Here is a 23,025-nt window from a genome sequence, read left to right as displayed (position 1 = left end):
TGGTTGGGCTTATTTTTTCTGACGATTTCCTGTGTTGTTTTTGCAGGCGATAATCTAGAAATAGAAGTAACTTCTGATAATACTATTAGTATTGATGCTTATCCAGCAGATAGCGATACTTTGCTTTTGTATCTTCCATCAGGGCGTGGTTTGGGCAAGGGGTATGTTGCTACTGCACAACAATTAGCCTTTGATGATGTTAATGTGTGGGCGGCTGATTTGCACAGTAGTTATATGATTGCTAAATATCGCAGTAGTGTAAACCGCTTTAGCGTTGATGATTTGTTGGAACTTATTGCCAAGGCTGAGGAAAAATCTTTTAAAAACATTTTCTTTTTAAGTTCAGGTAGGGGTGCACAGTTGGCGCTCAAAGTTGCGTATCAATGGCAGTTAAAAAATCCAAAATCTCGTTTGCTTAAAGGGCATATTTTTCATTCTCCACATTTATTAGAAGGCAAGCCTGCTTTGGGCAGTGTGGCGCAATATGTTAATATCGCTAGGCACAGTAATTTGCCAATTTATCTACTATTATCACAATTTGGTACTAAGTTTTTGCGTGGCAATGAGATTGTCAATGCCCTTAAACAAGGAGGCAGTGCGGTATTTGTGCATCGTTTAACAGGGGTAAGTGGTGGTTTTCATATGCGTAGAAAAAAAGATTTGTCAAAACTTGATATCAAGGCAAGAGCAGATTTGGCAAACACTTATCAAAATGCTATGCAATTAATGAAATCCACCAACATACCAAAAATATTAACGACTGAAAAAGACTTAAATGCAGCGACTAAAGTGGTTCTGAGTGCGTCAATATTGCAGCAATATCATGGTAAGCAGAATATGCCACTCACATTAAAAACACTTGAGGGCAAAATTTCAGATATTAATGATTACAAAAATCAAGTGTTGTTGATTAATTTTTGGGCAAGTTGGTGTAAACCATGTGTTGCTGAAATCCCTTCATTGGTTCGCTTGCAGGCAAAATTCAAAGGACGGGATTTTAAAATCATCACCATTAATATCGGAGAATCTAAAGACAGAATCCTTAAGTTTGCAAAAAAAGTGGGATTGAGTCTGCCAGTGTTATTGGACAATGATGGAAAAGTGACCAAAAATTGGGGGGTGTACGCCTATCCTTCTAATTTTTTAATTGATAGAAAAGGGATTATTCGTTACGGTTATCGAGGTGCTTTGCAATGGGATAAGCGCAGTGTTGTTGATACGATTAATTCATTGTTATGAAATACGATGTTATTATTATCGGTGCAGGTGCGGCAGGGTTAATGTGTGCTGCACAAGCCCGTTATCGTGGTCGCAAGGTTTTGTTGATAGATAAAGCGAATAAAGTGGGTAAGAAAATTTTAATTTCAGGGGGTGGGCGTTGTAATTTCACCAATTTGCATATTGATCCAAGTGCTTATATTTCCAGCAATCCACATTTTTGTAAATCGGCGTTGTCTCGTTACAGCCAATGGGATTTTTTGGCTTTTTTGGAAAAATCAGGTTTGCATTGGCAGGAAAAAACATTGGGGCAATTGTTTTGCGATGAAAAATCAGGTGCAGTGCTAAATATGTTGTTAGATGCGTGTCAGTCAGTAACCATTCAACGGAATGTCAATGTTGAACATATCGCCTATCAACAACATTATATGCTCACCACTAATCAAGGCAAATTTCAGGCGTCATCATTGGTGATTGCCACAGGTGGGGCATCTATTCCAAAAATGGGTGCCACGGATTTTGGCTTACAAGTTGCCAAACAATTTGGACTTAAATCCATCAATTTTAGACCTGCTTTGGTGCCATTTACCTTTCACCAAGATGATATTAATTGTTATTTTAAGGACTTATCAGGGTTGAGTATTGATGCAATTGTGCAATGTAATAACCAAAGTTTTAGAGAAGGTGTGCTGATTACGCATCGTGGTATTAGTGGGCCAGCCGTGTTGCAAATTTCTTCTTATTGGCAAAAAGGTGATGCCATTACGCTTAATTTACTGCCCGATTTAGTGGCAAGTGATTGGTTGTTACAAATGCGTGATAAGCAGCCAAAATCTGCCTTAAAAACGCTACTTAGTACCTATTTCCCAAAGCGTTTAGCCGTGCGTTTAGCAGATACGCTAACCCATAAAAATTTATCAGACAAAGCATTAAACCAAATCAAAAAAGACGATTTAATAACACTAGGCGCAACCCTTAACCATTGGATTTTAACCCCCAATGGTACCGAAGGTATGCGCACCGCCGAGGTCTGCGTTGGGGGTGTTAGCACCAGCGAATTGTCATCCAAAACCATGCAAGCAAATAAGCAACAAGGACTGTATTTCATTGGCGAAACAGTGGATGTAACGGGTTGGCTTGGTGGCTATAATTTTCAATGGGCTTGGTCATCAGGCTGGGCGGCAGGGCAATATGTTTAGAAATAACATTAAATATCAGACACTCAAATTAAACAAAGGGGATTTTTTGTTTTACCAAAGTGCCGATGTGGAGCGGTTATTTCTTCTTAAAAAAGGCAGAATTAAATTGGTGCGAGAGACGGTAGAAGGGCAGTCTTTGGTGATGCACATTGCCTATTCGCAAGAAACTTTTGCTGAGGCATCGTTTTTCTCTCAAGTATATCATTGCCATGCAATTTGTGATTCCGCCTGCACAGTATTTTCTTTTGCCAAAACAGAAGTTGCCCAATATCTGCAAGATAGCCCAAACGCTATGATGGAGTTGTTAAAAACTTATGCCCAACAAGTTCGAAGCCTAAGATTGTTGAATGAAATTAAAAGTATCAATAGTGCTTACGAGCGAGTTTTAACATTCTTTGCCTCTGAAGTTGATGAAAATTTTGAACTTCATTTTTCCTATTCACTTAAAGATATGGCACGCAGATTAGGCTTGGCACACGAGACCTTTTATCGCATTTTAAAGACACTAGAACAAGAGGGCAAAATTGTGCGGTATGCCCAGTTTATCAAGATGAGACCTTTGCATAAATATGGATGATTAGCAAAATTCAATTTTTGCCCACTTGGTGATTTTCTTAAACCTTGTTTTAGCAGGGTTAAGGCTGGGTTTAAAAAATTACCAAGTAGGTGAAAAGTGGATTTTTGATGATTATTTATATTTATGCAAAGGTCTCAATTTAGGCAAAATCCTCATAAAGACCCGTGATGTGATTTGAATCATATAATAATAATTAAAACTACCTTATAATATGTCAATTAGTGCATTATTGGTTATGGAGTTATGAAAAGAAAAATCTTATTTTTTGTATTATTTGGACTATTGACATCAACACAAGTTTTGTCACAAACTAAAAACCACGATAATCGTTACCATTTAGGGCTTAATGCTGAAGAAAAAGTAGTGTTTCTTAGAGAAATGAGGCAAATGTTAGTAAGCATCCAGCAAATTATGCTTGGTATTGGCATTGGAGATAAGACCATGGTTATTAAAGCAGCGCATTATTCTGGCAATCGCATGGCAAGAGCAACGCCTCAAACCATTAAAGACAAAACGCCTGTGTCATTTGAAAAAATTGGTGGTCCAACACATATGATGTTTGAAGAATTGGCCATTAATGCAGCAGAAGCGGATGAAGGTGATGCGGATGATATGAAAGATTTAGCGGAATTAACTGGCAGGCTAATGCAAAACTGCTTGGCTTGCCACGAGGCTTTTACGGTTAATTAGAGGCCTTTGTATAAATATGGATGATTGGCAAAATTCAATTTTTGACAAATGGGTGATTGTCTTAAACCTTGTTTTAGCAGCGTTAAGACTGGGTGTAAAAAATTGCCAAAATTATTGGAGATAAAGTGTTTAAATTCGGGGAAAAAGTAGCAGGTTATGACATTCTTGTTTTTAATGAACGAGAAGTGAGGGCAGCAGCTGGAATCATTTTCTTGTTTGTTTTTATGGCATTTATGAATGGTTTTTTAACAGGTAATAATGAGCCAACTAAACTAATGGTATCGGTTTTCTTGTTTGATTTTTTTATTCGTATTGTTGTTAACCCAAAATATTCACCATCTATGATAATGGGTCGTTGGATGGTTAACAATCAAACGCCCGAATATGTCGGTGCACCGCAGAAACGCTGGGCATGGGCATTTGGGTTTTTCTTAGCGATGGTGATGTTTTATTTGGTGGTGCTGAACGATATTCGTGGTCCTGTTAATATTTTGACTTGTGCTTTATGTTTAGGTTTGTTGTTTTTTGAAGCGGTATTTGGCATTTGTGCAGGGTGCAAAATTTACAATATATTTCATCAAGATAGCGCTAAGTATTGCCCCGGTGAATCGTGTGATTTGAATAAAAAACGAACACCTATTCAAAGTCTAAATTTGGCACAAAGTCTAATATTTACGCTCTCAATACTGGTACTTTTTTACTTGGTATTTGGCGATATTATTGAATTTTTAATTTTTAACAAATAAGGAAAAAAGTATGAAAAAAATTACAATCATTGTATTATTCTATTTATTTTCAAGTGTAACTTACGCTTTATTTGAGGTGCAAAAGATAGCAGATAATGTTTATGCCTTAGTGGGTGAATTATCCCAAAGGTCTAAAACTAATTTAGGCAATAATTCAACACATGGGGTTATTATTACGAGCGCAGGTGTGGTGCTTATAGATTCAGGTGCAAGTTATCTTGGTGCCAAAGAGATTCATAAAGCCATTCAAAAACTCACCCCCATGCCTGTCAAAATCGTCATCAATACTGGCGGGCAAGACCATCGCTGGTTAGGCAATGATTATTTTCAAAAATTAGGTGCCAGAATTATCAGTTCTAGTAAAACTAAAATTGACCAACAAGCAAGAGCAGATGAGCAAATAGCAAGGTTAAATATATTGATTGGCGATAGTTTAAAAGGCACAAAGCCTGTGCCTGCATTGGAGACTTTTGATAAGAAAATGCAGGTGGACTTTGGCGGTATAAATTTAGAGTTGTATCATTTTGGTGCAGCGCACACGGTGGGTGATATTGTTGTTTGGATGCCGAGTACAAAAACAATGTTTACAGGTGATATGGTTTTCAATAACAGAATGCTGGGAATTGGACCCGCTAAAGATTCTCAAAGTTGGATTAATGCATTCGAAAAAATGGCAAGTTTTAAGCCAAAACACATAATTCCAGGTCATGGTAATGCATCTGATTTGTTGTTTGCAACGCATAATACTTATGATTATTTGGTGTTTTTAAAAACAAAAATTAGTAAGATTTTAGAGAATGATGGCAATATGCTAGATGCCAGTAAAATTGATCAATCAAATTTTCATTATCTAAAAAATTATGAAAGCATTGCGGGAAAAAATGCGCAATGGGTGTTCGAAGAGATGGAGTTTGACGACTAAAATATTTGTATAAAAATGATTGGTAAAATTCAATCTTATGCAAAAGTCTATTAGAGATCTTTGCATAAATATGGATGATTAGCAAAATTCAATTTTTGTCCACTTGGTGATTTTCTTAAACCTTGTCCTAGCAGGGCTAAGGCTGGGTTTAAAAAATTACCAAGTGGGTGAAAAGTGGATGCTTGATGATTATTTATGTTTATACAAAAGTCTCTTATTTAATAAAAAAGGAAAAAAGTTATGAAAAATATAAAGAAATTTACAGTTTTATTGATGTTAATTTTTACCACCGCTGTAACGGCATCGTGGTTTGGTTCTGGTGAAGATAAAAAAGACACTGAGACAAAGGCAAACAAAGAAAAAACTGCCGAAGAATGTGAAATTCCCACTTTTGCAAAAGCCATTGGACATGAAGACCAATGGTTATTGCATAACGGTTGCCCACCAAGAGAAAAAACTGAGGAAGCTGTTAAATCTAAATGATTTTGCAAGCCTCGTCAAAATCAAGACGAGGCGAGCGAGCGAAGAGCGTGTCTTTGTCGCCATAACCAATGCCACATAAGAAAATAGATTTGACTTTGCCATCTGGGAAAAATTCGTTATCTAGCGTTTCGGCGTTAAATCCACCCATTGGGCCGCAATCCAAACCGATAGAGCGTGTTGCCATCATAAAATAAGCGCCTTGTAGGGTTGCATTCATTTCGCCTACAGATTTAATTTTATCTGGTTTGCCTTCGTACCAACTTTTGGCATCAGTATGAGGGAACAGAAAGGGAAGTTTTTCGTAAAATTCAGTGTCATAGCCGATGATTGCCACTGCAGGTGCAGTCATTGATTTTTCCACATTGCCTTCATCTAAATGTGGCTTAAGTCTTGCTTTGGCTTCGTTGGATTGTACTAGAATAATGCGTGATGGGCAAGTGTTCGCCGCAGTTGGGGCGAACTTCATTAGTTGGTAAATTTGGTTAATTTGTGTTGCAGACACGGATTTGTTCAACCAGCCGTTATAACTTCGTGCTTTTGTAAATAAAGTGTCAAGTGCGCCTTTGTTCAGCATTAAAATACCCTCCTTAAATAACTTTTAAAATAAATTATGCTAGATTATATATTTTTTGATACAACACTTTCAGGAAAATTTAAAGACCACTTAATAAAAGTGGGGATAGAATTTACAGTTGAAAGTGACAATGAATTTGGGTCAGTGCAAGGTGAAATTGTTGCCATTCCTGATGAAACCAGCGAGCGTATATTGGACGAATTGCAAGTTTTGTACGATAAACTTCAAGACGAATTAGAGCAAATACTTGAAGCAAATGGTAACGGCTTATTTATGAATGCAGCAGGTATGCAAACTGAACTTAAAGACGGCACAATATGTACTTTAAGAGTGAAACCAGAGATTGTAACGCGTATTCTTACTGTGTTAGAATTTGATGAATTACAGGCTTTTATTGATAATATAGCGCGCAGCGTAGAAGGCCTTGATAGTGGACATTTTTGTAAAAATATAGGGGACAAACATGAGTGAATATTTTGTTATTATGTCGTTTGAGTTAAACGAAAAAGATTTGATTGATGATTGGACGGCGTTGTCAAAAGAGATTGATGAAGACATTGCCAAGGCCGATGGGTTTATTTCTCGTGATTCTGGTATAGATGAGCATGGACGGGTGTATTGCTTAGTGAAATGGCAAAGTAAGGCACATCAAGAAACTTTTAAGAAGTTGCTTGAGGCGAGGCAAGAGTGGCCACAAATGATGCAACATTTTAGTAGCATTGTTAATATAGAAACTAGCACCAATCAGGCTATAGAGATTTTTTAAAAAATGAAAAATATTACCATTATTGGATCAGGATTTGCAGGTTTGACCGCCGTTAGAATGCTTAGAAAAAAAGACAAAATAGCGAAAATTACATTAATTTCTCCAAAAGCAGAATTGGTGTATATGCCAAGTTTGATTTGGATTCCCTCAGGTGCTGCAAATAAAAAAGATGTTGTGGTGCCGCTGGGTAATTTTTTTCGGCGATTGAATGTCCGACATGTGTCAGGCGAAGTTATTGGCTTGGAGAATGATGGTAGAGTGGTGGTGTTAAACAACAATGTTAAAATTGATAACGATGCATTGATTATCGCCTCAGGTGGACAATTTATTGAAGAATTGCCTGGTATTGAGCATGCCATCACCCCCTGCGAAGGATTGAATGCAGCGCAAGCAATACGCAATAGGATAAAGGCGTTAGACAGTGGCAATATTGCCATTGGTTTTGCAGGTAATCCAAAAGAGCCGAGTGCTATGCGTGGCGGGCCGATGTTTGAATTTTTGTTTGGTTTGGACACGCAACTTCGACAAGAAGGTAGGCGTGATAAATTTAATATAACCTTTTTTACCCCCGCAGAAAAACCCGGTGCTCGCTTGGGCGAAAAGGCAGTTAAAAAACTGTTAAACGAGATGAAAAAGCGCAATATTAACACCCATCTTGGACACAAAATAAAGGCTTTTGAGGCCGACAAAGTTATTACTGAAAAGGGCGATATTCCAGCAGATTTGATTTTGTTTATGCCGGGAATGACAGGCAGTACTTGGTTTGACAATACCGATCTTGCTCGTAGCGAGGGCGGACTGATTAAGGCGGATAAATTTTGCCAAACTTCACTTAAAAATGTGTTTGTTGCAGGTGATTCAGGTAGTTTTCCAGGGCCAGAATGGATGCCAAAACAAGCGCACATGGCAGATTTACAAGCCGAAGCCGCCACTCACAATATGCTTGATGCGCTTAACGACAAGCCAGCGAGCCACACTTTTAAAATTGAATTAATGTGTATTGTTGATTCAAATTACAAAGGTATGTATATATCACGCACAATGACAGGCGGATTGGTGTTACCAAATCTGCGCTTATTTCACTTTGCCAAACGCTTGTTTGGCTGGTGGTATTTGCGCCAGTATCGCTAAGGAGAAAAAAGATATGTCAAGTTGTTTATTTTGTAAAATTGTTGCTGGAGATATTCCCGCTGAAAAAATCTATGAAGATGAAGATGTTTTTGCCTTTCACGATATTGGCAAGCAAGCGCCACATCATTTTTTGGTCATCCCAAAAATACATATTGCCTCATTAAATGAAACAAACGATGCAGCATTGGTAGGTAAATTAACCTTAACCGCCAGTAAAATCGCTAAGGATTTAGGCTTTGCTGATGAGGGTTATCGCGTCGTTATGAATTGCAATGATCACGGCGGACAAACAGTCTATCACCTTCATCTTCACTGTTTGGGTGGGCGAGTATTATCTTGGCCACCGGGATAGCACTTTGAAAATTATGTTCAAGTATTTTTTTTGGCATATCAAATACATCTTAAAGAAATTATATTGTATGAATGCTTGTCAGATTAATGCTGCCCATATCTATTAACGATATTTTTGAAGCAGAAAATTATGAAAAAATTACATCTGATATGTTTGAGAAGTTTTCAGTAACCTTATCAAAAACAGGTGAAAATCGTTTAAATGAAGATGTTTTGGATAAGTATTTTGGTAAATATAGATTGTATTTTGTCTTTAAAGTTACCTCTAAAATAGCAAGTATAATGATTTATCATTATCAGTTCCAGGTCGATCAGTGTAAAATATCTAGCCTACAGCTTCTAATTTTTTTAGCATTAAGGAGACTTTGTGTGGCAACGGGAAATAAGGGGACGCTACCCTTCTTATGATAAAACACCAAAATACCCTTATTCCCACGCTGTGCGTGGGAATAAGGGCAAAATATCAGGTAAAAATTAAATGTTATCTTAAAAATAGATAGAGGTTTATTGTTTTTTACAGATTTTATTTTTAATATCGTGATATAAGGAAATATGTCCTTATACTAATAGTTATGCGCAATAATCGGAAAATATAATGGTTCAAAATGAATATGAATATATTGAATTTTTAGTCAAAAATGGTCTTCAAAAAGACAGTGCTGATAGTTATGTAAGATATTTAGAGGCTGTTTCAAGAGCTCTAAATATCACAATAAATGATTCTGCAATTTCATCAAAAAAAGATGTCGATATTATAATTGAGAAATTATCAAAAACTGATTTAGCAGAAAATTATAAAAATAATTGTGGCACAGCATTAAGAAAATATCTTAAATTTATCACAGAAACAAACTTTATCTACAGGTCTCCTGATGAAATAGAGAATCCTAATCAATATACAGAAGGTTCTAAAAAAGTTATTACTGTAAACTCATATGAAAGAGATAATAAAGCAAGGAATAAATGTATTGAAATACATGGTTTAGGTTGTGCCGTTTGCAATATGAATTTTGAAAATATATATGGCTCTATTGGTATTGGATTCATTCATGTTCATCATATTAAACCATTATCAGAAATAAATAAAAATTATTTGGTAAGCCCAGAAAAAGATTTGATTCCTGTGTGTCCTAATTGTCATGCAATGCTTCATCGTAAAAAAATGCAATAAGTATTGATTCTTTAAAAGAAATGTATAATGAAAACAAAGCATAACAAATCATTCCAGCCGACCGCTAACGCGTCGGCTGAATTCAATCGTTAGATGCGGATATCCTCGCACTTTGCTATTTTTTTTAATAGAGGTTTTTGGAGAAAGTAATGTTTGGAAAATGTAAAATATGTGGCACCGGTGTAGGCACCATAAATTTGACGAATGGGACATGTAAATTATGCCTAGAAAATGGTGCGACCAATTCAACATCAGATTATAGTGCGTCAAAAAATATTTCTAAAATTATATCTTTTATAGGCTGGGTATTTGTTTGGATTGGTGCGATTATAGTAATAGTTGGCTTGGTGCAAAGTAGTGAATATGGAGGTTTTGCCTTACTTGGATTTGGATTAGGGACATCAGTATCTGGGTTGTTTCTTGTTATTGCTGGTCAAATTACAAGAGCGATTGTTGATAATGCTAGCCATACAAAAGAAATCCTTCAAATTATTAAACAATCTTATAAAAATAAAAGTACCTAACAAATCATTCCACCTGACCGCTTACGCGTCAGGTGATTTTAGGTGTTAGGTGTTATCCCCCACATCTCTGTTTTTCTTAATAGGGGCTTTGGAGAAATGAAAATGAAGTTTACAATAAGTTTAGCAATGGCATCTACAATTATATTAACAGGATGCAATAGAACATCATCAGAAGTGATAGCTGATTATGTTGATGGCTATAAACTTACCAGTATGAGTTGTAGTGAAATTAGAAATGAATTATCCTACTTGCAACAAAGAGCAAATGAAGCAGCTGGTATTGTAGATGAAAAAGGAAAATCACAGGATGGTAAAGATATTGCGGCATTTTTATTATTTTGGCCTGCATTGTTTTTAATTGATGACAACAAACCAGAAGCAAGAAGATATGCACAAATCAAAGGTGAATATGAAGCGGCAAAAAGAGCTTATAGTCGTAAAGGGTGTAAAAACACCTAACAAATCATTCTAGCTGACCGCTTACGCGTCAGCTGAATTCAAGCGCTAGGTATTCACCTCCATCTTCCTATTTCCATTTTTAAGGATTGTTTTTGAGAAATAAGGGGAAGATCTCTTTTGTGATAAAATACCCTAATGCCAAGATAAATTAGAAGTGTATTTGCCAACATTCCACACTGTATAACCCAAGAAGTATTTTTCTGTGATACAGATAAAGATTATTACAAGACCATTACAATATTTGGTTCGTTTTTTCACTCATTTTTTTTGTTTAGTTTAACGGGTTTAAAATAAGAAAAATTAAATTGTTGCCTGAAATTGTTAGGGCACCCCTAAGACAAGACCACATTTTTTTTAAGTGGGTATTTTTCATCTAAAAAAGGTTAAAATTTGCACTTTATATTTTACAAGCACCCATCAATATGAGCAACGAATTTTTAGACAGACACCTCGGGCCCAACGAAGCGGATATTGCCTCAATGTTGCGTGCAATCGGACAAAATTCAATTGATGAAGTGATATCAAGAACTGTGCCTGAGGGTATTTTGTTTGGCAATCAAATGGCACTTGATGAAGGGTTGAGTGAGCGTGATGCGCTGGCTTTGGCAACTCAGTTGGCTGCCGAGAATATTATTGCTACAAATTTTATTGGACAGGGTTATTATGGCACATTGATGCCGAGCGTTATCCAACGAAATATTTTAGAAAACCCTGGTTGGTACACGGCTTACACACCTTATCAAGCTGAGATTTCTCAGGGGCGTTTGGAAATGTTGCTCAATTTTCAGCAAATGATTGTGGATTTAACGGGTATGGATATTTCTAATGCATCGTTATTAGATGAGCCAACTGCCGCCGCTGAGGCGATGATGATGGCGAAACGAGCCAATCGCAAAAATAAATCTAACAAATTTTTAATTGACACCAATACCCATCCACAAACCATTACCATCTTACAAACACGCGCCAAGCCACTTGGTATCGAATTGGTGGTAAAAAAAATTCAAGATGACGATTTTTCCGATTGCTTTGCTGTTTTGATGCAATCACCCGGCACAAATGGCGAAGTGCGTGATTTAACTGCCGACATTGACAAAGCCAAATCACACCATGTTTTAACCATTGTTGCCTGTGATATCTTAGCACTTTGTCTCATTAAAACCCCCGCCGAAATGGGTGCAGATATTGCCATTGGCAACTCTCAGCGCTTCGGCGTACCGATGGGTTTTGGCGGGCCTCATGCAGCATTTTTAGCCACAAAAGACGAATTCAAACGCATGGTACCGGGGCGTATTATCGGCGTTTCACAAGATGTACTCGGCAATCCTGCAATGCGTATGTCTTTGCAAACGCGTGAGCAACATATTCGTCGTGACAAAGCCACCAGTAATATTTGCACCGCACAAGTTTTATTGGCAGTATTAGCGGCAGCTTATGGCATTTATCACGGTGCCAAAGGGTTAAAAAAGATTGCCACCAAAGTACATTTAAAGGCAGTAACACTTGCCAATAGCCTTACCACGGCAGGTTTTCAATTAGAGAATAAAGTATTTTTCGACACCCTCACCATTAACACCAATCAAGCAACCACATTGTTCCACCAAGCGCAAGACCAAGGCATTAACTGCCGCTTGCTAAACAGCACCCAACTTACCATCGCCATCGACGAATCCACCACCACCACCCAACTGTCTCAACTTGCCTCAATTTTTGACATAAGTCTCACCCATAAGGCACAAAATTCTGTTCTTAATATAACCAGAAGTTCCACATATTTAACGCATCCAGTATTCAGTCTATATCACTCGGAAACCGAAATGATGCGTTATTTAAAACGCTTAGAAAATAAAGACATCGCCCTTAATCACTCAATGATTGCATTGGGCTCTTGCACCATGAAACTGAATGCTGCTACGCAAATGTACCCCATTTCTTTGCCCGGTTTTTCCTCTTTGCACCCTTATGCACCAGCACATCAAACCAAAGGTTACCAACAATTATTTAAAGATTTAGAGTATGCACTAGCAGAAATCACAGGCTATGATGCCGTGTCATTACAGCCAAATGCAGGCTCTCAAGGTGAGTTTGCAGGATTGCTTGCCATTCACGCTTATCACGATTCTCGTGGTGATTCACATCGTAATATCTGTTTAATTCCCTCATCAGCACACGGTACAAACCCTGCCAGTGCAGTAATGGCAGGCATGCAGGTGGTGATTGTTAAATGCGATGAATCGGGTAATATTGATATAGACGATTTACAAACCAAAGCAGAAAAATATGCTGACAATCTTGCAGCAATCATGGTAACTTACCCCTCAACACACGGCGTTTTCGAAGTAGAAATACAAAAAATATGCGACATCATCCACGCCCAAGGTGCACAAGTTTACTTAGACGGCGCCAATCTAAACGCCATGGTCGGCATTACTCGTATGGGTGAATTTGGTGCTGATGTATCACACATCAATTTACACAAAACCTTCGCCATTCCCCATGGCGGTGGTGGCCCCGGTATGGGTCCTATCGGCGTGAAAGCGCATTTAGCCCCATTTTTACCTGGCAACCCATTAGAAAAAAACTCAAACGCCGTATCAGCAGCCATGTTTGGTTCTGCCTCAATCCTACCAATTTCATGGTCATATATTAAATTATTAGGCAAGCAAGGCATGCAACGATCAACCGAAATTGCCATCCTTAGTGCCAACTATATTGCCAACGAGCTCAAAGGCTATTTCCCCATTTTATATCGTGGTGACCAAGGCCTAGTAGCACACGAATGCATTGTTGACATCCGCCCTTTAAAAGAAAAAAGCAGCATCTCCGAAGAAGACATTGCTAAACGCCTAATGGACTACGGTTTTCATTCCCCTACTATGTCATTCCCAGTTGCAGGCACACTGATGATTGAACCAACGGAAAGCGAATCAAAACGAGAAATCGACAGATTTATTACCGCCATGATCAGCATCTATGCCGAGATTCAAAAAGTAATTTCTGGAGAATGGGACAAAGACAACAACCCATTAAAAAATGCACCTCACACCGCCCTTGAAATGGCAGAAGACTGGCACTATCCCTACTCACGCACTACGGCACTATACCCCGTCGAATCTCTAAAACAAAACAAATATTTCCCACCTGTAAAACGCATCGATAATGTTTACGGCGACCGTAACCTATTTTGTACCTGTCCAGATATAACAGAGTTTGAAGGCACACCCATTTAAAAAATACGAAATACCCATTCTTAAAATTTATTAATAATCTTGAAAAAAATCCAATTGCAACACAAGAGAAATATGCATTCTCACGCACAGCATAAAAACGAAGGGTGATAAGTGGGGCTTATACTATTTTCAAAAATGGTATTAAAATATGAACAATCGTCAAAAATCCACTTGTTATCCATTTGGTATTCTTTCCAGCGACACTCAGCAGCCCTCGCAGGAGAGCAAGCCCAGTTTTAGTGTTGCTAAGACAGAGTTTAAATAAATTAACAATGGTGAAGTTGACACCCCTAGCACGACACTTTTATTCGCCATTACTTAGAAAGAAAATCCAGGATTTATTATGAGAGGCCTTTGTATAAATATAAATAATCAAGAATCCACTTTTCACCCACTTGGTAATTTTTTAAACCCAGCCTTAGCCCTGCTAGGACAAGATTTAAGAAAATTACCAAGTGGGTAAAAATTGAATTTTGCTAATCATCCATATTTATGCAAAGGTCTCAATTAGAAGAAAACGCTGTTTTATCCGTTAAGTTATTAGCCAATAAACAAAAAGAGTCGCTATTTTAGTGGCTCTTTTTATTTGGGCATTAATATTTATGCCTAATACAGAGGTCTTAAATTATAAAATTTTTATACAAGTATTTATTCTACATGGAAAATTTATAACTCATGAGAACAGTTATACTTTATAATTCACACCGTAATTTAGTAGTATTTGAGTTTTATCCAAGTTGAACAATCCTCATTTATATTTATGCAAAGGTCTTTAATAATTACTGACCTTATCAACTGAGATTTTTATCACAATAGTTGGAAAAAATTTTATATTTGAAGTAAAAGAGCAGCCATTGCCAATTTAGGATATTTACCATGAACACACTTAACCGCTTTACTCTTTCTTTTGTATTATTGCTTTTATCAGTACAAACGCTAGCAACACTTAGTCCCGATCCCGTAACTAAGAAGTTCCATATAAAAAATGATGTCCTTCAACTTGTTACACTAGAACCAATGAAGGTCACATTCTTTCTTGAGAATTCTTCTATGAACACTTTGGGTGGCATTTTGGAAAACACTTTAACAAGATGTGATTCAGAACCAGATGTACCCTCTAAGGGTAGTGTTGGCGAATACACTCATCATTTTGACAATTGTACAAAAGCTGTGTACAGGTTTTTAACACTTGAAAAAAAAGTGTCACCAGGCGATTTAGTTAGTATAACAGGCCTTGGGGCGGGCAATCTTCGTGATTACATCCTCTGCGTTGATGACTTTTGTGGCCCTTTTGCCATTGCCTCCAGGAATGCGCTTAATGTTGTTGAAGGCACTAACCTCGTTCACACCCTTATTGTCACTGACATAAATGCCACTCTCAGCATTGTTGAAAACCCTAACAATTTATTTAGCCTCAGTGGCACCAACAACACAACCCTAAACTTTAACGGTAAAGATACCGACTACGAAAGCGACATAAGGACCTATACCGTCAAAATCAAAGCCACCATTGGCGATGGCGATGATAAAAACACCGAACAAACCATTACCGTTACCATTGGCGATAATGAAATCGCTTTTTTTGACCAAGCCCGAACCGTCAACGAAAATGCAGCCGTTGACACCAATGTTGGCGAAGTCCTAGTCACCTCAGGCACAGTAACAAATTTTCACATCATCGGTGGCAATAACGAAGGCTTCTTTAAGGTCAACAGCGCAGGACAAATCCAAGTAAACAAATCAGGTCTAGATTACGAAACCACACAAAGTTATACCCTTGAAGTCAGAATCACTGGCGCAAATACAGAGAATGAAACCGCCCAAATCACCATCACCATCGGGGATATTGACGACACTGCCCCCACTAACATTACTCTGAGCAGTAACTATATCTCAATCGGCTTGCCTGCTGGCACCCTCATAGGCACCTTATCTGCAACTGATATTGATACTAACACAGATAACGATGCTTTAATTTACAGCGTCAACAGTGACAATTTTCAAATTACCGACAATAAATTACAAACCAAAAAAGTTCTTAACGAAAACAAAACATTCTCAGTCGAAATCACCGTCAAAGATAAGGCCAATAACACCGCTAGGAAGACATTCACCATTGTGGTTAACTCCGATCCTGCCATCATTACCAATACCGACATTAGCGTTAAAGAAAATATGACTGGCACAGTCCTTACCATCAATGCCACCGATGCCTCTATTCCAGCACCAATCCTAACTTATAGTATTTCAGGCACAGACCAAGGCAAGTTCAACCTTAACAACAACATCCTTACTTTTAAAAACTCACCCAACTACGAAGAGCAATCCACCTACAGCCTAATTTTAGAAGTCTATGATACCATTTCCACCACCAAAAAACCCATCACCATTACCATCACCACCGAAGACAAACCTCTTGTTATCAAAGATCAAAGTATGAATGTTGATGAAAAATCTGATGAAAATACTACCGTCGGTACAGTGACCATTGATGATGGAATAGTAACTGGCTATAGCATCAAAAGCGGCTCTGACGGCTTCTTTAAAATCAACAGTGAAGGAAAAATCCAAGTAGCAAAAACAGGTCTAGATTACGAAACCAAATCAAGTTACATTCTCACAGTTGAAATCACTGGCGACAATGTAGAAAGCAAAACTGCCAAAATTACTATCGCTATTAACGATGTTTACGACGCTCCAATCGCCATTTTCTTAACCAGAAACAGTATTGCAATTGGTGCAGCGATTGGTGAGATCGTCGGCACTTTGTCCGCAAGCAATATAGGCGATAATAATTTAACCTACGAAGTCAACGACACTGTCAATTTTGAAATTGTTGGCAATAAATTAAAAATTAAAGTCGTTACCGATACACAAACCACATATCCTATTCGTATCAGCGTCAGCAATGGTATCAGAAGCAGTCAAGAACAAGGATTCTCCATTGCTGTTATCAGCGCACCAGTTATTAGTCAGTTTACCGTAACCCAAAATGGTAACAAAGGCCGACTAATCAGTAAAAATGGTGGAAATGTTACTATAGAGGCTTTAGCAGGTGTAGGCACTTATGCTTGGAGTTCTGATTTTTCTGATATGGATAATAATGCCGATAACTCAACTTTTGTTTTTAATCCTGTTGCTGGGAATATCGGCATTCAGAGTATTACATTAGAAGTTACTGCTAACGGCTATGCATCAGAAAGAGTGTTGAAACTTCAACTAGTTGAAGAAAATATCAGTAGTGATGACAGTGATAGCGACGGCGATGGTATTCCCAACAGCAAAGATATCAACACCGAAAGCAATAAAATCCAAGCAGGCACAGGCAAAACCATCACTAGCCTAGAAAACACTAGAATATTACTGGGCGTTATGGGTAAAGATTCTGGGCGCCTAACTTTTGGTCAAATGAAAGGATACATGGAAGATAATCATATGGCTGATATCACCAAAGACACATCAAGCACTGGCGATATTTACGACTATGTCATCGAAAGCTTAAACGCCACTGGCATTTCCGCTAAAGTGATTATCGAACTTGCCACTCCACTCCCCAAAGATGCGGAGTTACGCAAATATTCGTTAGTCACCAATAGTTGGTCTGGTTTTGTGGTCAACGCCAACAATGTAATTGCATCCAAAAAAAGCGCAACTTGCATCGATAATGTCGTTTGGCAAACTATGTTAATCCAAGGTGCAACCTGTCTTAAACTCACCATCAAAGACGGTGGCGTAAATGACACCGATGGCGACCAGTCCAACACTGGCCAAGCCAACGGCGTTATTGAAAGCACTATTGCAATAGCAACTCCTGTTACCAACAATGACAGTACCAGTGCCAATAGCAACAGTGGCGGCTGTGTTTACAACCCTAATGCACCTGCTAGATTTGATATAGGCTTTGTCTTGTTGATGATGTTGAGTACTTATTATTTCATTAGAAGAAAACGCCGTTTTATCCGTTAAGTTATTAGTTAATAAACAAAAAGAGCCACTATTTTAGTGGCTTTTTTGTTTGGCTCATGTAAAGGTTTCTTTGGGTGTAAAAAAATAATGCTGATTTCTGTGTTTAGGGTGTAAATTGAAAAAAATGCACATTTATATTACCAATCGGTTTTTTAATAACAATCGCGCTGAATAGTTTGAATATTTAAGTTAAAATAATCCGAATTATTACACCCCTACAGAAAAAGAATGAGCCAAATCGGTCTTGAACAACAAAGTGTCGCACAATTTAGCGAGAATGCTTACCTTGATTATTCTATGTATGTTATTCTTGACCGTGCGTTGCCGTTTGTGGGTGATGGACTCAAGCCTGTTCAGCGCCGTATCGTTTATGCAATGAGTGAACTGGGGCTAAAATCTAGTGCCAAATTCAAAAAGTCTGCCCGTACTGTAGGTGATGTTTTGGGTAAATTTCATCCACATGGCGATAGCGCTTGTTATGAGGCAATGGTGTTGATGGCGCAGCCGTTTTCTTATCGCTATCCATTTATTGACGGGCAGGGGAATTGGGGTGCACCTGATGATCCAAAATCATTTGCAGCAATGCGTTATACTGAGAGTAAACTTTCCCGTTATGCAGATTTATTGCTTGGTGAAATTAATCAAGGTACAGTGAGTTGGGCAGACAACTTTGATGGTTCGTTACAAGAACCTAAGCATTTGCCAGCACAAGTGCCGAATCTTTTATTAAATGGCACTTCGGGTATTGCCGTTGGTATGGCAACTGATGTGCCACCGCATAATTTGACCGAAGTGGTGTCGGCTTGCATTCATTTGTTAGACAAGCCATCTGCTGATTTGGACGAAATCATGGGTATTTTGCCAGCGCCAGATTATCCAACTAATGCTGATATTGTTTCTAATGTCGCCGACCTTAGACAGATTTATGAAACCGGTCATGGCTCGGTTAAAATGCGTGCTACCTATCAAAGAGAAAAAGGTGAAATTGTGATTGAAACACTGCCCTTTCAGACTTCTGGCTCTAAAGTTATTACCCAAATTGCCGACCAAATGCGTAAGAAAAAACTGCCATTGGTTGAAGACATTCGTGATGAATCTGACCATGAAAACCCAACTCGAATTGTGATTGTTCCTAGGTCAAATCGTGTGGATGCAGACGCTTTAATGTTGCATTTATTTGCCACCACCGATTTAGAGAAAAATTATCGCGTTAATATGAATGTGATTGGTTTGGACGGCAAGCCACAGGTTAAGCCACTTATTCCAATGCTAAAAGAGTGGCTGGTTTATCGAACGCAAGTGGTTACCAATCGCCTAAACTATCGCTTGGATAAGATTTTAGCCAGATTGCATATTTTAGAAGGGTTGTTAATTGCGTTTTTGAATATTGATGAAGTGATTGCAATTATTCGCACAGAGGACAAGCCAAAGCCAGTATTGATATCGCATTTTAAACTGAGTGAAATACAAGCCGAAGCGATTTTAGAATTAAAACTTCGCCACCTTGCCAGGTTAGAAGAGATGAAAATCCAAGGCGAGCAAAAAGAATTAGCAGAGGAAAAAGAAAAATTAGAATTGCTATTATCAAGCGAGGCACGCCTAAAAACTTATATTAAAAATGAACTTAAAGCTGTCATTAAAACCTTTGGCGACGCAAGACGCTCAAGCATTAAACCCAGCGTCCAACACTCCCAAGCCTTTAATGAAGACGACTTAACGCCCGCTGAAAATGTTACTGTGGTATTGAGTGATAATGGCTGGGTGCGTAGCGCCAAAGGACATGACATTGATTCCAGTGCATTGAATTATAAATCAGGCGATGGCTATTTAACCAGCGCCAAAGGGCGTAGCAACAAAAACGCCACTTTCTTAGATTCAACAGGTCGCTCTTATTCATTAAGAGCCAATTCTCTACCCAGTGCCAGAGGGCAGGGCGAACCACTAACAGGTCGATTAACCCCACCATTAGAGGCTAAATTTGTAGATGTTATTATGGGTGATGACAGTCAAAATATTCTATTAGCCTCTAATGCAGGTTATGGTTTTATCACCACCATTGGTGATTTATTATCAAAGAAAAAAGCTGGCAAAGTGTCCTTATCCTTATCAGGCAAAGCCAAAGTAATGCGAATCGTTGAAGTTAATGATTTAGAAAACCAGTTTGTTGCAGTAACCACCAATCGTGGCAGGTTATTGGTGTTTTCAATCTCTGAATTGCCAGTTTTGTCAAAAGGAAAGGGCAATAAATTGATTCAAATTCCATCAAAAGAAATGAAGTCTGGAGAAGAGTTTGTTGTTAGTATCTGCGTTTTGTTAGACACTCAAAATCTTAAAGTAACCGCAGGAAAGCGCCATTTAACCATTAAATTTCAAGATTTAAGTAATTACATTAGCAAGCGTGCCAGACGAGGAAATTTATTGCCAAAAGGCTATCAAAACCTATCAAAAATCGAAGCAGTTGATTAATTTTTTTAATATTAACTTTGCCAAAAGTAATGATATAATATTTTTCTAATTAAATTGTTAAAAAGATGAGGGAAGTCATGAAAAAGTTAAGTTTAAGTATGCTTCTATTGCTGAGTGTTGTGTTGGTAGGTTGTGGAAATAACAACAACAATAACAACAATAACAACGATGAGCCTCATGAAGGACTCATACCGCCAAAACATATTGAAGCAATTAAGTAGGGGCAATAATGAAAAAAATATTAATCATATCGTTATTTTTATTTGGACAACAGGCTTTTTCTGAGGTCATTCCAAGTGATCAATTAACAGGAATTTATAAAGAACAGGGCGCTGCAGACACTTATATAGACAATGAAGTGGAAGGGAATTTAGGCGCTGTTAACGGTCTTTTGTGTTATTTACACTCTCTTCGTAGTGAAAAATTTGTGGGCAAAGGTAGCTATCAAGTGTGGACGAGTGGCACTGTGTGTGATGATGGCGAATCGAACAATAAAATAATTTTAAAAACGGTAGTTGATGTGAGTAAAGTTGATGCTAAGCAAATAGTCAAGGCAAAAATTTTAATATCAAATGACCGTGGGGATTTTATGATTGAGTTAAATGCCATAATTCGCGCTTCTGCAACTGAGGCTAATCCATTAGGTGATTTGACATTAAATTGGAAAGTTACTAGGATTGATATAGACAGCAATGGCACACAAGGTACTTTAGAAATTAGCAACGGAAAAATTGAAGTTATTGTTAAAGATGGCGATCACATGCTAGATTCTTTTGCCAGCAATGTTGCCAACAAACAGGGTTCTTTTTTGACGGATCGCGATAATATACAAAAAACTTTTGCATTCAATGATGATCTTATTAAAACCACCGCTACTTGTTTTGATAGAAACGAGCCAACCTTTACAGTTCGGAGTTATCATATTTACACTTATGCGCCAGATGCCACTCTAAAGACTACTAAATTAATGTTTGACGGTATTCAGCCATTTGCTTTTTCCTATAAAGATGACAATGATGATCTCCAATATGGCTATGCACATTACGACTATGTTTCTTTAAATGGTAATCGTCCAGACACAATTGTGAGTATAGGTGGAGATAACAAAGGTACAACTTATACAGTTCAATACAAAAACAATAAAATTGATAAATTAACAACCGATGGCATTGAACAAAGTATTGCCAAGCCAATTGAGTTTGATATGTCAAAAATAACAGCGACAGATATTCGTTCAAATGAAATGCCATCAATTGCTGTTGGTTCTTTTAATAGTGAGCATATTAAACTTGTTAAGCCTCCAACAGCAAATAACGGAGGAAATTCAAAAATACTTTCGTTAAAAGATGGTGCGGTTCTTATTGGAAAAAATAACAATAAAAAATATATCGTCAAAGCTAAAGAAATAACGGTTGACTATAAAGTTAAACAGTTAAGTGATTGTAACGCTTTAACATTGCCTGCTTATGCACCGCCTAGTATTACATATAGTGCGCCAGATGTAGAGGGCTTATCTGCAATTGACACCATTAATGGAATCAGTGTGATTGATGGTGTTATACAATAAGATTTAGTTTTATTGTAATAACCAAAAAAGCCTTATTAGTTGATAAGGCTTTTTTTTGGTTGCAACCTTTGTATCCGTTGGATTTTGTGCGTTTTTTGTTTTTGGGTTAAGACTGCTTTAAAAAATATTGACAGTCTATTTCCAACACAGTAATGCCATTTTCAAAAATAAACCAAACAATCTGGTGTCATCCTCATCCCAGGTATTAGTAGTAAAAATATTGGGGTGATTATCAGCGCTATATTGTCTATTTTATTTTTGAAAAATAGTATAAACTGTTGAAAAAATAGTCTATTACACAGGAGTGCTACCATGATTGAAAACTTTCCACCTATTCCCCAAGATTTACAGGTTGCAGTGTCATGTATATCTAACCAACATCAACAATTAAAACAATTTCAATTTGTAGATATGACTGGGGTGGATCAGGTCAAAAATGACGATTGGGAAAAAACTCAGTATCTTGGCTTTGTGAGTGCTCAAAAATCTCAGCCAAGTTTAGAGAAAATCGGTCTTTATACAATGGGCATTGCTACATGTGTTGGGATTGGAGTGCTTTTTCAAAGTCAAACACACAACGGTGTCGGTCTCATACATTTATCATCTGATGTGGTGCTCAATGAAAATGGTTGCGATTGCCCGAATGCACTCAGTAAAATCCTCGCTAAACTTTTGGAAAAAGGCAACACGATTGGCTCATCCATAAAGGTCGTACAGGTTTACGATATGGGTGATGAAGGCAACACTAAGTTGATGAGTGATCGGATTAATAAAGTCCTTGACGAGTTGAAATATACGAAAACAAGAACCGTTGCCATACAAACAGACCAATTTGCACCTTCTGCACAAATGGCGGGCAATGCGAACCTCCAGCTCGGCCCCTATAACTGTATGACAACCCTCGAAGGATAAGAGGGTGTCAGCAAATTAAAAAATTACCAAGTGGGTGAAACGAGGATTCTTGATGATTATTCATATTTATGCA

At 37.8% G+C, this 23,025-nt stretch carries 22 protein-coding genes; 21 read left to right on the top strand and 1 reads right to left on the bottom strand.

The window, feature by feature from the left end; all coding sequences use genetic code 11:
• The first annotated feature begins 3 nt into the window (after positions 1-3).
• The 7 genes from MS2017_RS08355 (at position 4) to MS2017_RS08325 (ending at position 5,835) form a co-directional block, all read left to right on the top strand.
• Positions 4-1,239: a TlpA disulfide reductase family protein gene (locus tag MS2017_RS08355; protein ID WP_164707675.1), complete on the top strand. Its 1,236-nt coding sequence runs from the start codon at positions 4-6 to the stop codon at positions 1,237-1,239.
• Positions 1,236-2,417 (top strand): BaiN/RdsA family NAD(P)/FAD-dependent oxidoreductase, encoded by a 1,182-nt coding sequence (locus MS2017_RS08350; RefSeq protein ID WP_122951903.1) that lies wholly within the window; start codon positions 1,236-1,238, stop codon positions 2,415-2,417. Before MS2017_RS08355 ends, MS2017_RS08350 begins: the two co-directional genes overlap by 4 nt.
• On the top strand, positions 2,410-2,994 hold the full coding sequence (locus MS2017_RS08345) for a Crp/Fnr family transcriptional regulator (protein WP_122951902.1): 585 nt from the start codon (positions 2,410-2,412) through the stop codon (positions 2,992-2,994). The genes MS2017_RS08350 and MS2017_RS08345 overlap by 8 nt, the downstream gene beginning before the upstream one ends.
• Positions 2,995-3,237: 243 nt before the next feature.
• Positions 3,238-3,684: a hypothetical protein gene (locus MS2017_RS08340; RefSeq protein WP_071563964.1), complete on the top strand. Its 447-nt coding sequence runs from the start codon at positions 3,238-3,240 to the stop codon at positions 3,682-3,684.
• A gap of 125 nt (positions 3,685-3,809) precedes the next feature.
• Positions 3,810-4,430, top strand: coding sequence for a DUF4395 domain-containing protein (locus MS2017_RS08335; RefSeq protein ID WP_071563965.1), 621 nt, complete (start codon positions 3,810-3,812; stop codon positions 4,428-4,430).
• Positions 4,431-4,440: 10 nt separating this feature from the next.
• The gene (locus tag MS2017_RS08330; protein ID WP_122951901.1) at positions 4,441-5,352 is read left to right on the top strand and encodes an MBL fold metallo-hydrolase; all 912 of its coding nucleotides are present in this window, start codon (positions 4,441-4,443) and stop codon (positions 5,350-5,352) included.
• A gap of 240 nt (positions 5,353-5,592) precedes the next feature.
• Complete coding sequence (locus MS2017_RS08325; RefSeq protein ID WP_122951900.1) at positions 5,593-5,835, top strand: hypothetical protein; 243 nt, start codon at positions 5,593-5,595, stop codon at positions 5,833-5,835.
• Here MS2017_RS08325 and MS2017_RS08320 read toward each other — a convergent pair.
• On the bottom strand, positions 5,828-6,409 hold the full coding sequence (locus tag MS2017_RS08320) for a malonic semialdehyde reductase (RefSeq protein ID WP_071563732.1): 582 nt from the start codon (positions 6,407-6,409) through the stop codon (positions 5,828-5,830). The genes MS2017_RS08325 and MS2017_RS08320 overlap by 8 nt on opposite strands.
• 36 nt (positions 6,410-6,445) lie before the next feature.
• Between MS2017_RS08320 and MS2017_RS08315 the strand changes: the two genes are divergently transcribed.
• The 14 genes from MS2017_RS08315 (at position 6,446) to MS2017_RS08255 (ending at position 22,952) form a co-directional block, all read left to right on the top strand.
• Complete coding sequence (locus MS2017_RS08315; protein ID WP_071563731.1) at positions 6,446-6,880, top strand: hypothetical protein; 435 nt, start codon at positions 6,446-6,448, stop codon at positions 6,878-6,880.
• Positions 6,873-7,175: a hypothetical protein gene (locus tag MS2017_RS08310; RefSeq protein ID WP_071563730.1), complete on the top strand. Its 303-nt coding sequence runs from the start codon at positions 6,873-6,875 to the stop codon at positions 7,173-7,175. The genes MS2017_RS08315 and MS2017_RS08310 overlap by 8 nt, the downstream gene beginning before the upstream one ends.
• Positions 7,176-7,178: 3 nt before the next feature.
• Positions 7,179-8,306, top strand: a complete 1,128-nt coding sequence (locus MS2017_RS08305; RefSeq protein ID WP_122951898.1) for an NAD(P)/FAD-dependent oxidoreductase — start codon at positions 7,179-7,181, stop codon at positions 8,304-8,306.
• A 13-nt stretch (positions 8,307-8,319) separates the two neighbouring features.
• Positions 8,320-8,658 (top strand): histidine triad nucleotide-binding protein, encoded by a 339-nt coding sequence (locus MS2017_RS08300; protein ID WP_071563728.1) that lies wholly within the window; start codon positions 8,320-8,322, stop codon positions 8,656-8,658.
• A gap of 86 nt (positions 8,659-8,744) precedes the next feature.
• A complete protein-coding gene (locus tag MS2017_RS08295) occupies positions 8,745-9,065 on the top strand; it encodes a hypothetical protein (protein ID WP_122951897.1) in 321 nt (106 codons plus the stop codon).
• A gap of 187 nt (positions 9,066-9,252) precedes the next feature.
• Complete coding sequence (locus tag MS2017_RS08290) at positions 9,253-9,828, top strand: HNH endonuclease (RefSeq protein WP_122951896.1); 576 nt, start codon at positions 9,253-9,255, stop codon at positions 9,826-9,828.
• Between the two features lie 149 nt (positions 9,829-9,977).
• Positions 9,978-10,352 (top strand): hypothetical protein, encoded by a 375-nt coding sequence (locus tag MS2017_RS08285; RefSeq protein ID WP_071563984.1) that lies wholly within the window; start codon positions 9,978-9,980, stop codon positions 10,350-10,352.
• Positions 10,353-10,454: 102 nt separating this feature from the next.
• On the top strand, positions 10,455-10,811 hold the full coding sequence (locus MS2017_RS08280) for a hypothetical protein (RefSeq protein WP_071563983.1): 357 nt from the start codon (positions 10,455-10,457) through the stop codon (positions 10,809-10,811).
• A gap of 422 nt (positions 10,812-11,233) precedes the next feature.
• Positions 11,234-14,041, top strand: coding sequence for an aminomethyl-transferring glycine dehydrogenase (gene gcvP, locus MS2017_RS08275; protein WP_122951895.1), 2,808 nt, complete (start codon positions 11,234-11,236; stop codon positions 14,039-14,041).
• 876 nt (positions 14,042-14,917) lie between these two features.
• Complete coding sequence (locus MS2017_RS08270; RefSeq protein WP_122951894.1) at positions 14,918-18,007, top strand: cadherin repeat domain-containing protein; 3,090 nt, start codon at positions 14,918-14,920, stop codon at positions 18,005-18,007.
• Between the two features lie 228 nt (positions 18,008-18,235).
• On the top strand, positions 18,236-20,473 hold the full coding sequence (gene parC / locus MS2017_RS08265) for a DNA topoisomerase IV subunit A (RefSeq protein ID WP_122951893.1): 2,238 nt from the start codon (positions 18,236-18,238) through the stop codon (positions 20,471-20,473).
• A 77-nt stretch (positions 20,474-20,550) separates the two neighbouring features.
• Positions 20,551-20,694 carry a hypothetical protein gene (locus MS2017_RS11480; RefSeq protein ID WP_164707674.1) on the top strand — a complete coding sequence of 48 codons (144 nt, stop codon included), beginning with the start codon at positions 20,551-20,553 and terminating at the stop codon, positions 20,692-20,694.
• An 8-nt stretch (positions 20,695-20,702) separates the two neighbouring features.
• Positions 20,703-22,040 (top strand): hypothetical protein, encoded by a 1,338-nt coding sequence (locus MS2017_RS08260; RefSeq protein WP_122951892.1) that lies wholly within the window; start codon positions 20,703-20,705, stop codon positions 22,038-22,040.
• A gap of 312 nt (positions 22,041-22,352) precedes the next feature.
• Positions 22,353-22,952, top strand: a complete 600-nt coding sequence (locus MS2017_RS08255; protein WP_122951891.1) for a hypothetical protein — start codon at positions 22,353-22,355, stop codon at positions 22,950-22,952.
• Positions 22,953-23,025: the final 73 nt, after the last annotated feature.

This window comes from Bathymodiolus thermophilus thioautotrophic gill symbiont (assembly GCF_003711265.1).
Classification (GTDB): Bacteria; Pseudomonadota; Gammaproteobacteria; order PS1; family Pseudothioglobaceae; genus Thiodubiliella.
This window is presented reverse-complemented; position numbering and strand designations above follow the sequence as displayed.

Excerpts from the sequence above, each read along its gene's own strand:
- MS2017_RS08350 (WP_122951903.1), top strand. The coding sequence starts at position 1,236 with ATGAAATACGATGTTATTATTATCGGTGCAGGTGCGGCAGGGTTAATG.
- MS2017_RS08345 (WP_122951902.1), top strand. The coding sequence starts at position 2,410 with ATGTTTAGAAATAACATTAAATATCAGACACTCAAATTAAACAAAGGG.
- MS2017_RS08340 (WP_071563964.1), top strand. The coding sequence starts at position 3,238 with ATGAAAAGAAAAATCTTATTTTTTGTATTATTTGGACTATTGACATCA.
- MS2017_RS08330 (WP_122951901.1), top strand. The coding sequence starts at position 4,441 with ATGAAAAAAATTACAATCATTGTATTATTCTATTTATTTTCAAGTGTA.
- MS2017_RS08325 (WP_122951900.1), top strand. The coding sequence starts at position 5,593 with ATGAAAAATATAAAGAAATTTACAGTTTTATTGATGTTAATTTTTACC.
- MS2017_RS08320 (WP_071563732.1), bottom strand. The coding sequence starts at position 6,409 with ATGCTGAACAAAGGCGCACTTGACACTTTATTTACAAAAGCACGAAGT.
- MS2017_RS08315 (WP_071563731.1), top strand. The coding sequence starts at position 6,446 with ATGCTAGATTATATATTTTTTGATACAACACTTTCAGGAAAATTTAAA.
- MS2017_RS08310 (WP_071563730.1), top strand. The coding sequence starts at position 6,873 with ATGAGTGAATATTTTGTTATTATGTCGTTTGAGTTAAACGAAAAAGAT.
- MS2017_RS08305 (WP_122951898.1), top strand. The coding sequence starts at position 7,179 with ATGAAAAATATTACCATTATTGGATCAGGATTTGCAGGTTTGACCGCC.
- MS2017_RS08300 (WP_071563728.1), top strand. The coding sequence starts at position 8,320 with ATGTCAAGTTGTTTATTTTGTAAAATTGTTGCTGGAGATATTCCCGCT.
- MS2017_RS08295 (WP_122951897.1), top strand. The coding sequence starts at position 8,745 with ATGCTGCCCATATCTATTAACGATATTTTTGAAGCAGAAAATTATGAA.
- MS2017_RS08290 (WP_122951896.1), top strand. The coding sequence starts at position 9,253 with ATGGTTCAAAATGAATATGAATATATTGAATTTTTAGTCAAAAATGGT.
- MS2017_RS08285 (WP_071563984.1), top strand. The coding sequence starts at position 9,978 with ATGTTTGGAAAATGTAAAATATGTGGCACCGGTGTAGGCACCATAAAT.
- MS2017_RS08280 (WP_071563983.1), top strand. The coding sequence starts at position 10,455 with ATGAAGTTTACAATAAGTTTAGCAATGGCATCTACAATTATATTAACA.
- gcvP (WP_122951895.1), top strand. The coding sequence starts at position 11,234 with ATGAGCAACGAATTTTTAGACAGACACCTCGGGCCCAACGAAGCGGAT.
- MS2017_RS08270 (WP_122951894.1), top strand. The coding sequence starts at position 14,918 with ATGAACACACTTAACCGCTTTACTCTTTCTTTTGTATTATTGCTTTTA.
- parC (WP_122951893.1), top strand. The coding sequence starts at position 18,236 with ATGAGCCAAATCGGTCTTGAACAACAAAGTGTCGCACAATTTAGCGAG.
- MS2017_RS11480 (WP_164707674.1), top strand. The coding sequence starts at position 20,551 with ATGAAAAAGTTAAGTTTAAGTATGCTTCTATTGCTGAGTGTTGTGTTG.
- MS2017_RS08260 (WP_122951892.1), top strand. The coding sequence starts at position 20,703 with ATGAAAAAAATATTAATCATATCGTTATTTTTATTTGGACAACAGGCT.
- MS2017_RS08255 (WP_122951891.1), top strand. The coding sequence starts at position 22,353 with ATGATTGAAAACTTTCCACCTATTCCCCAAGATTTACAGGTTGCAGTG.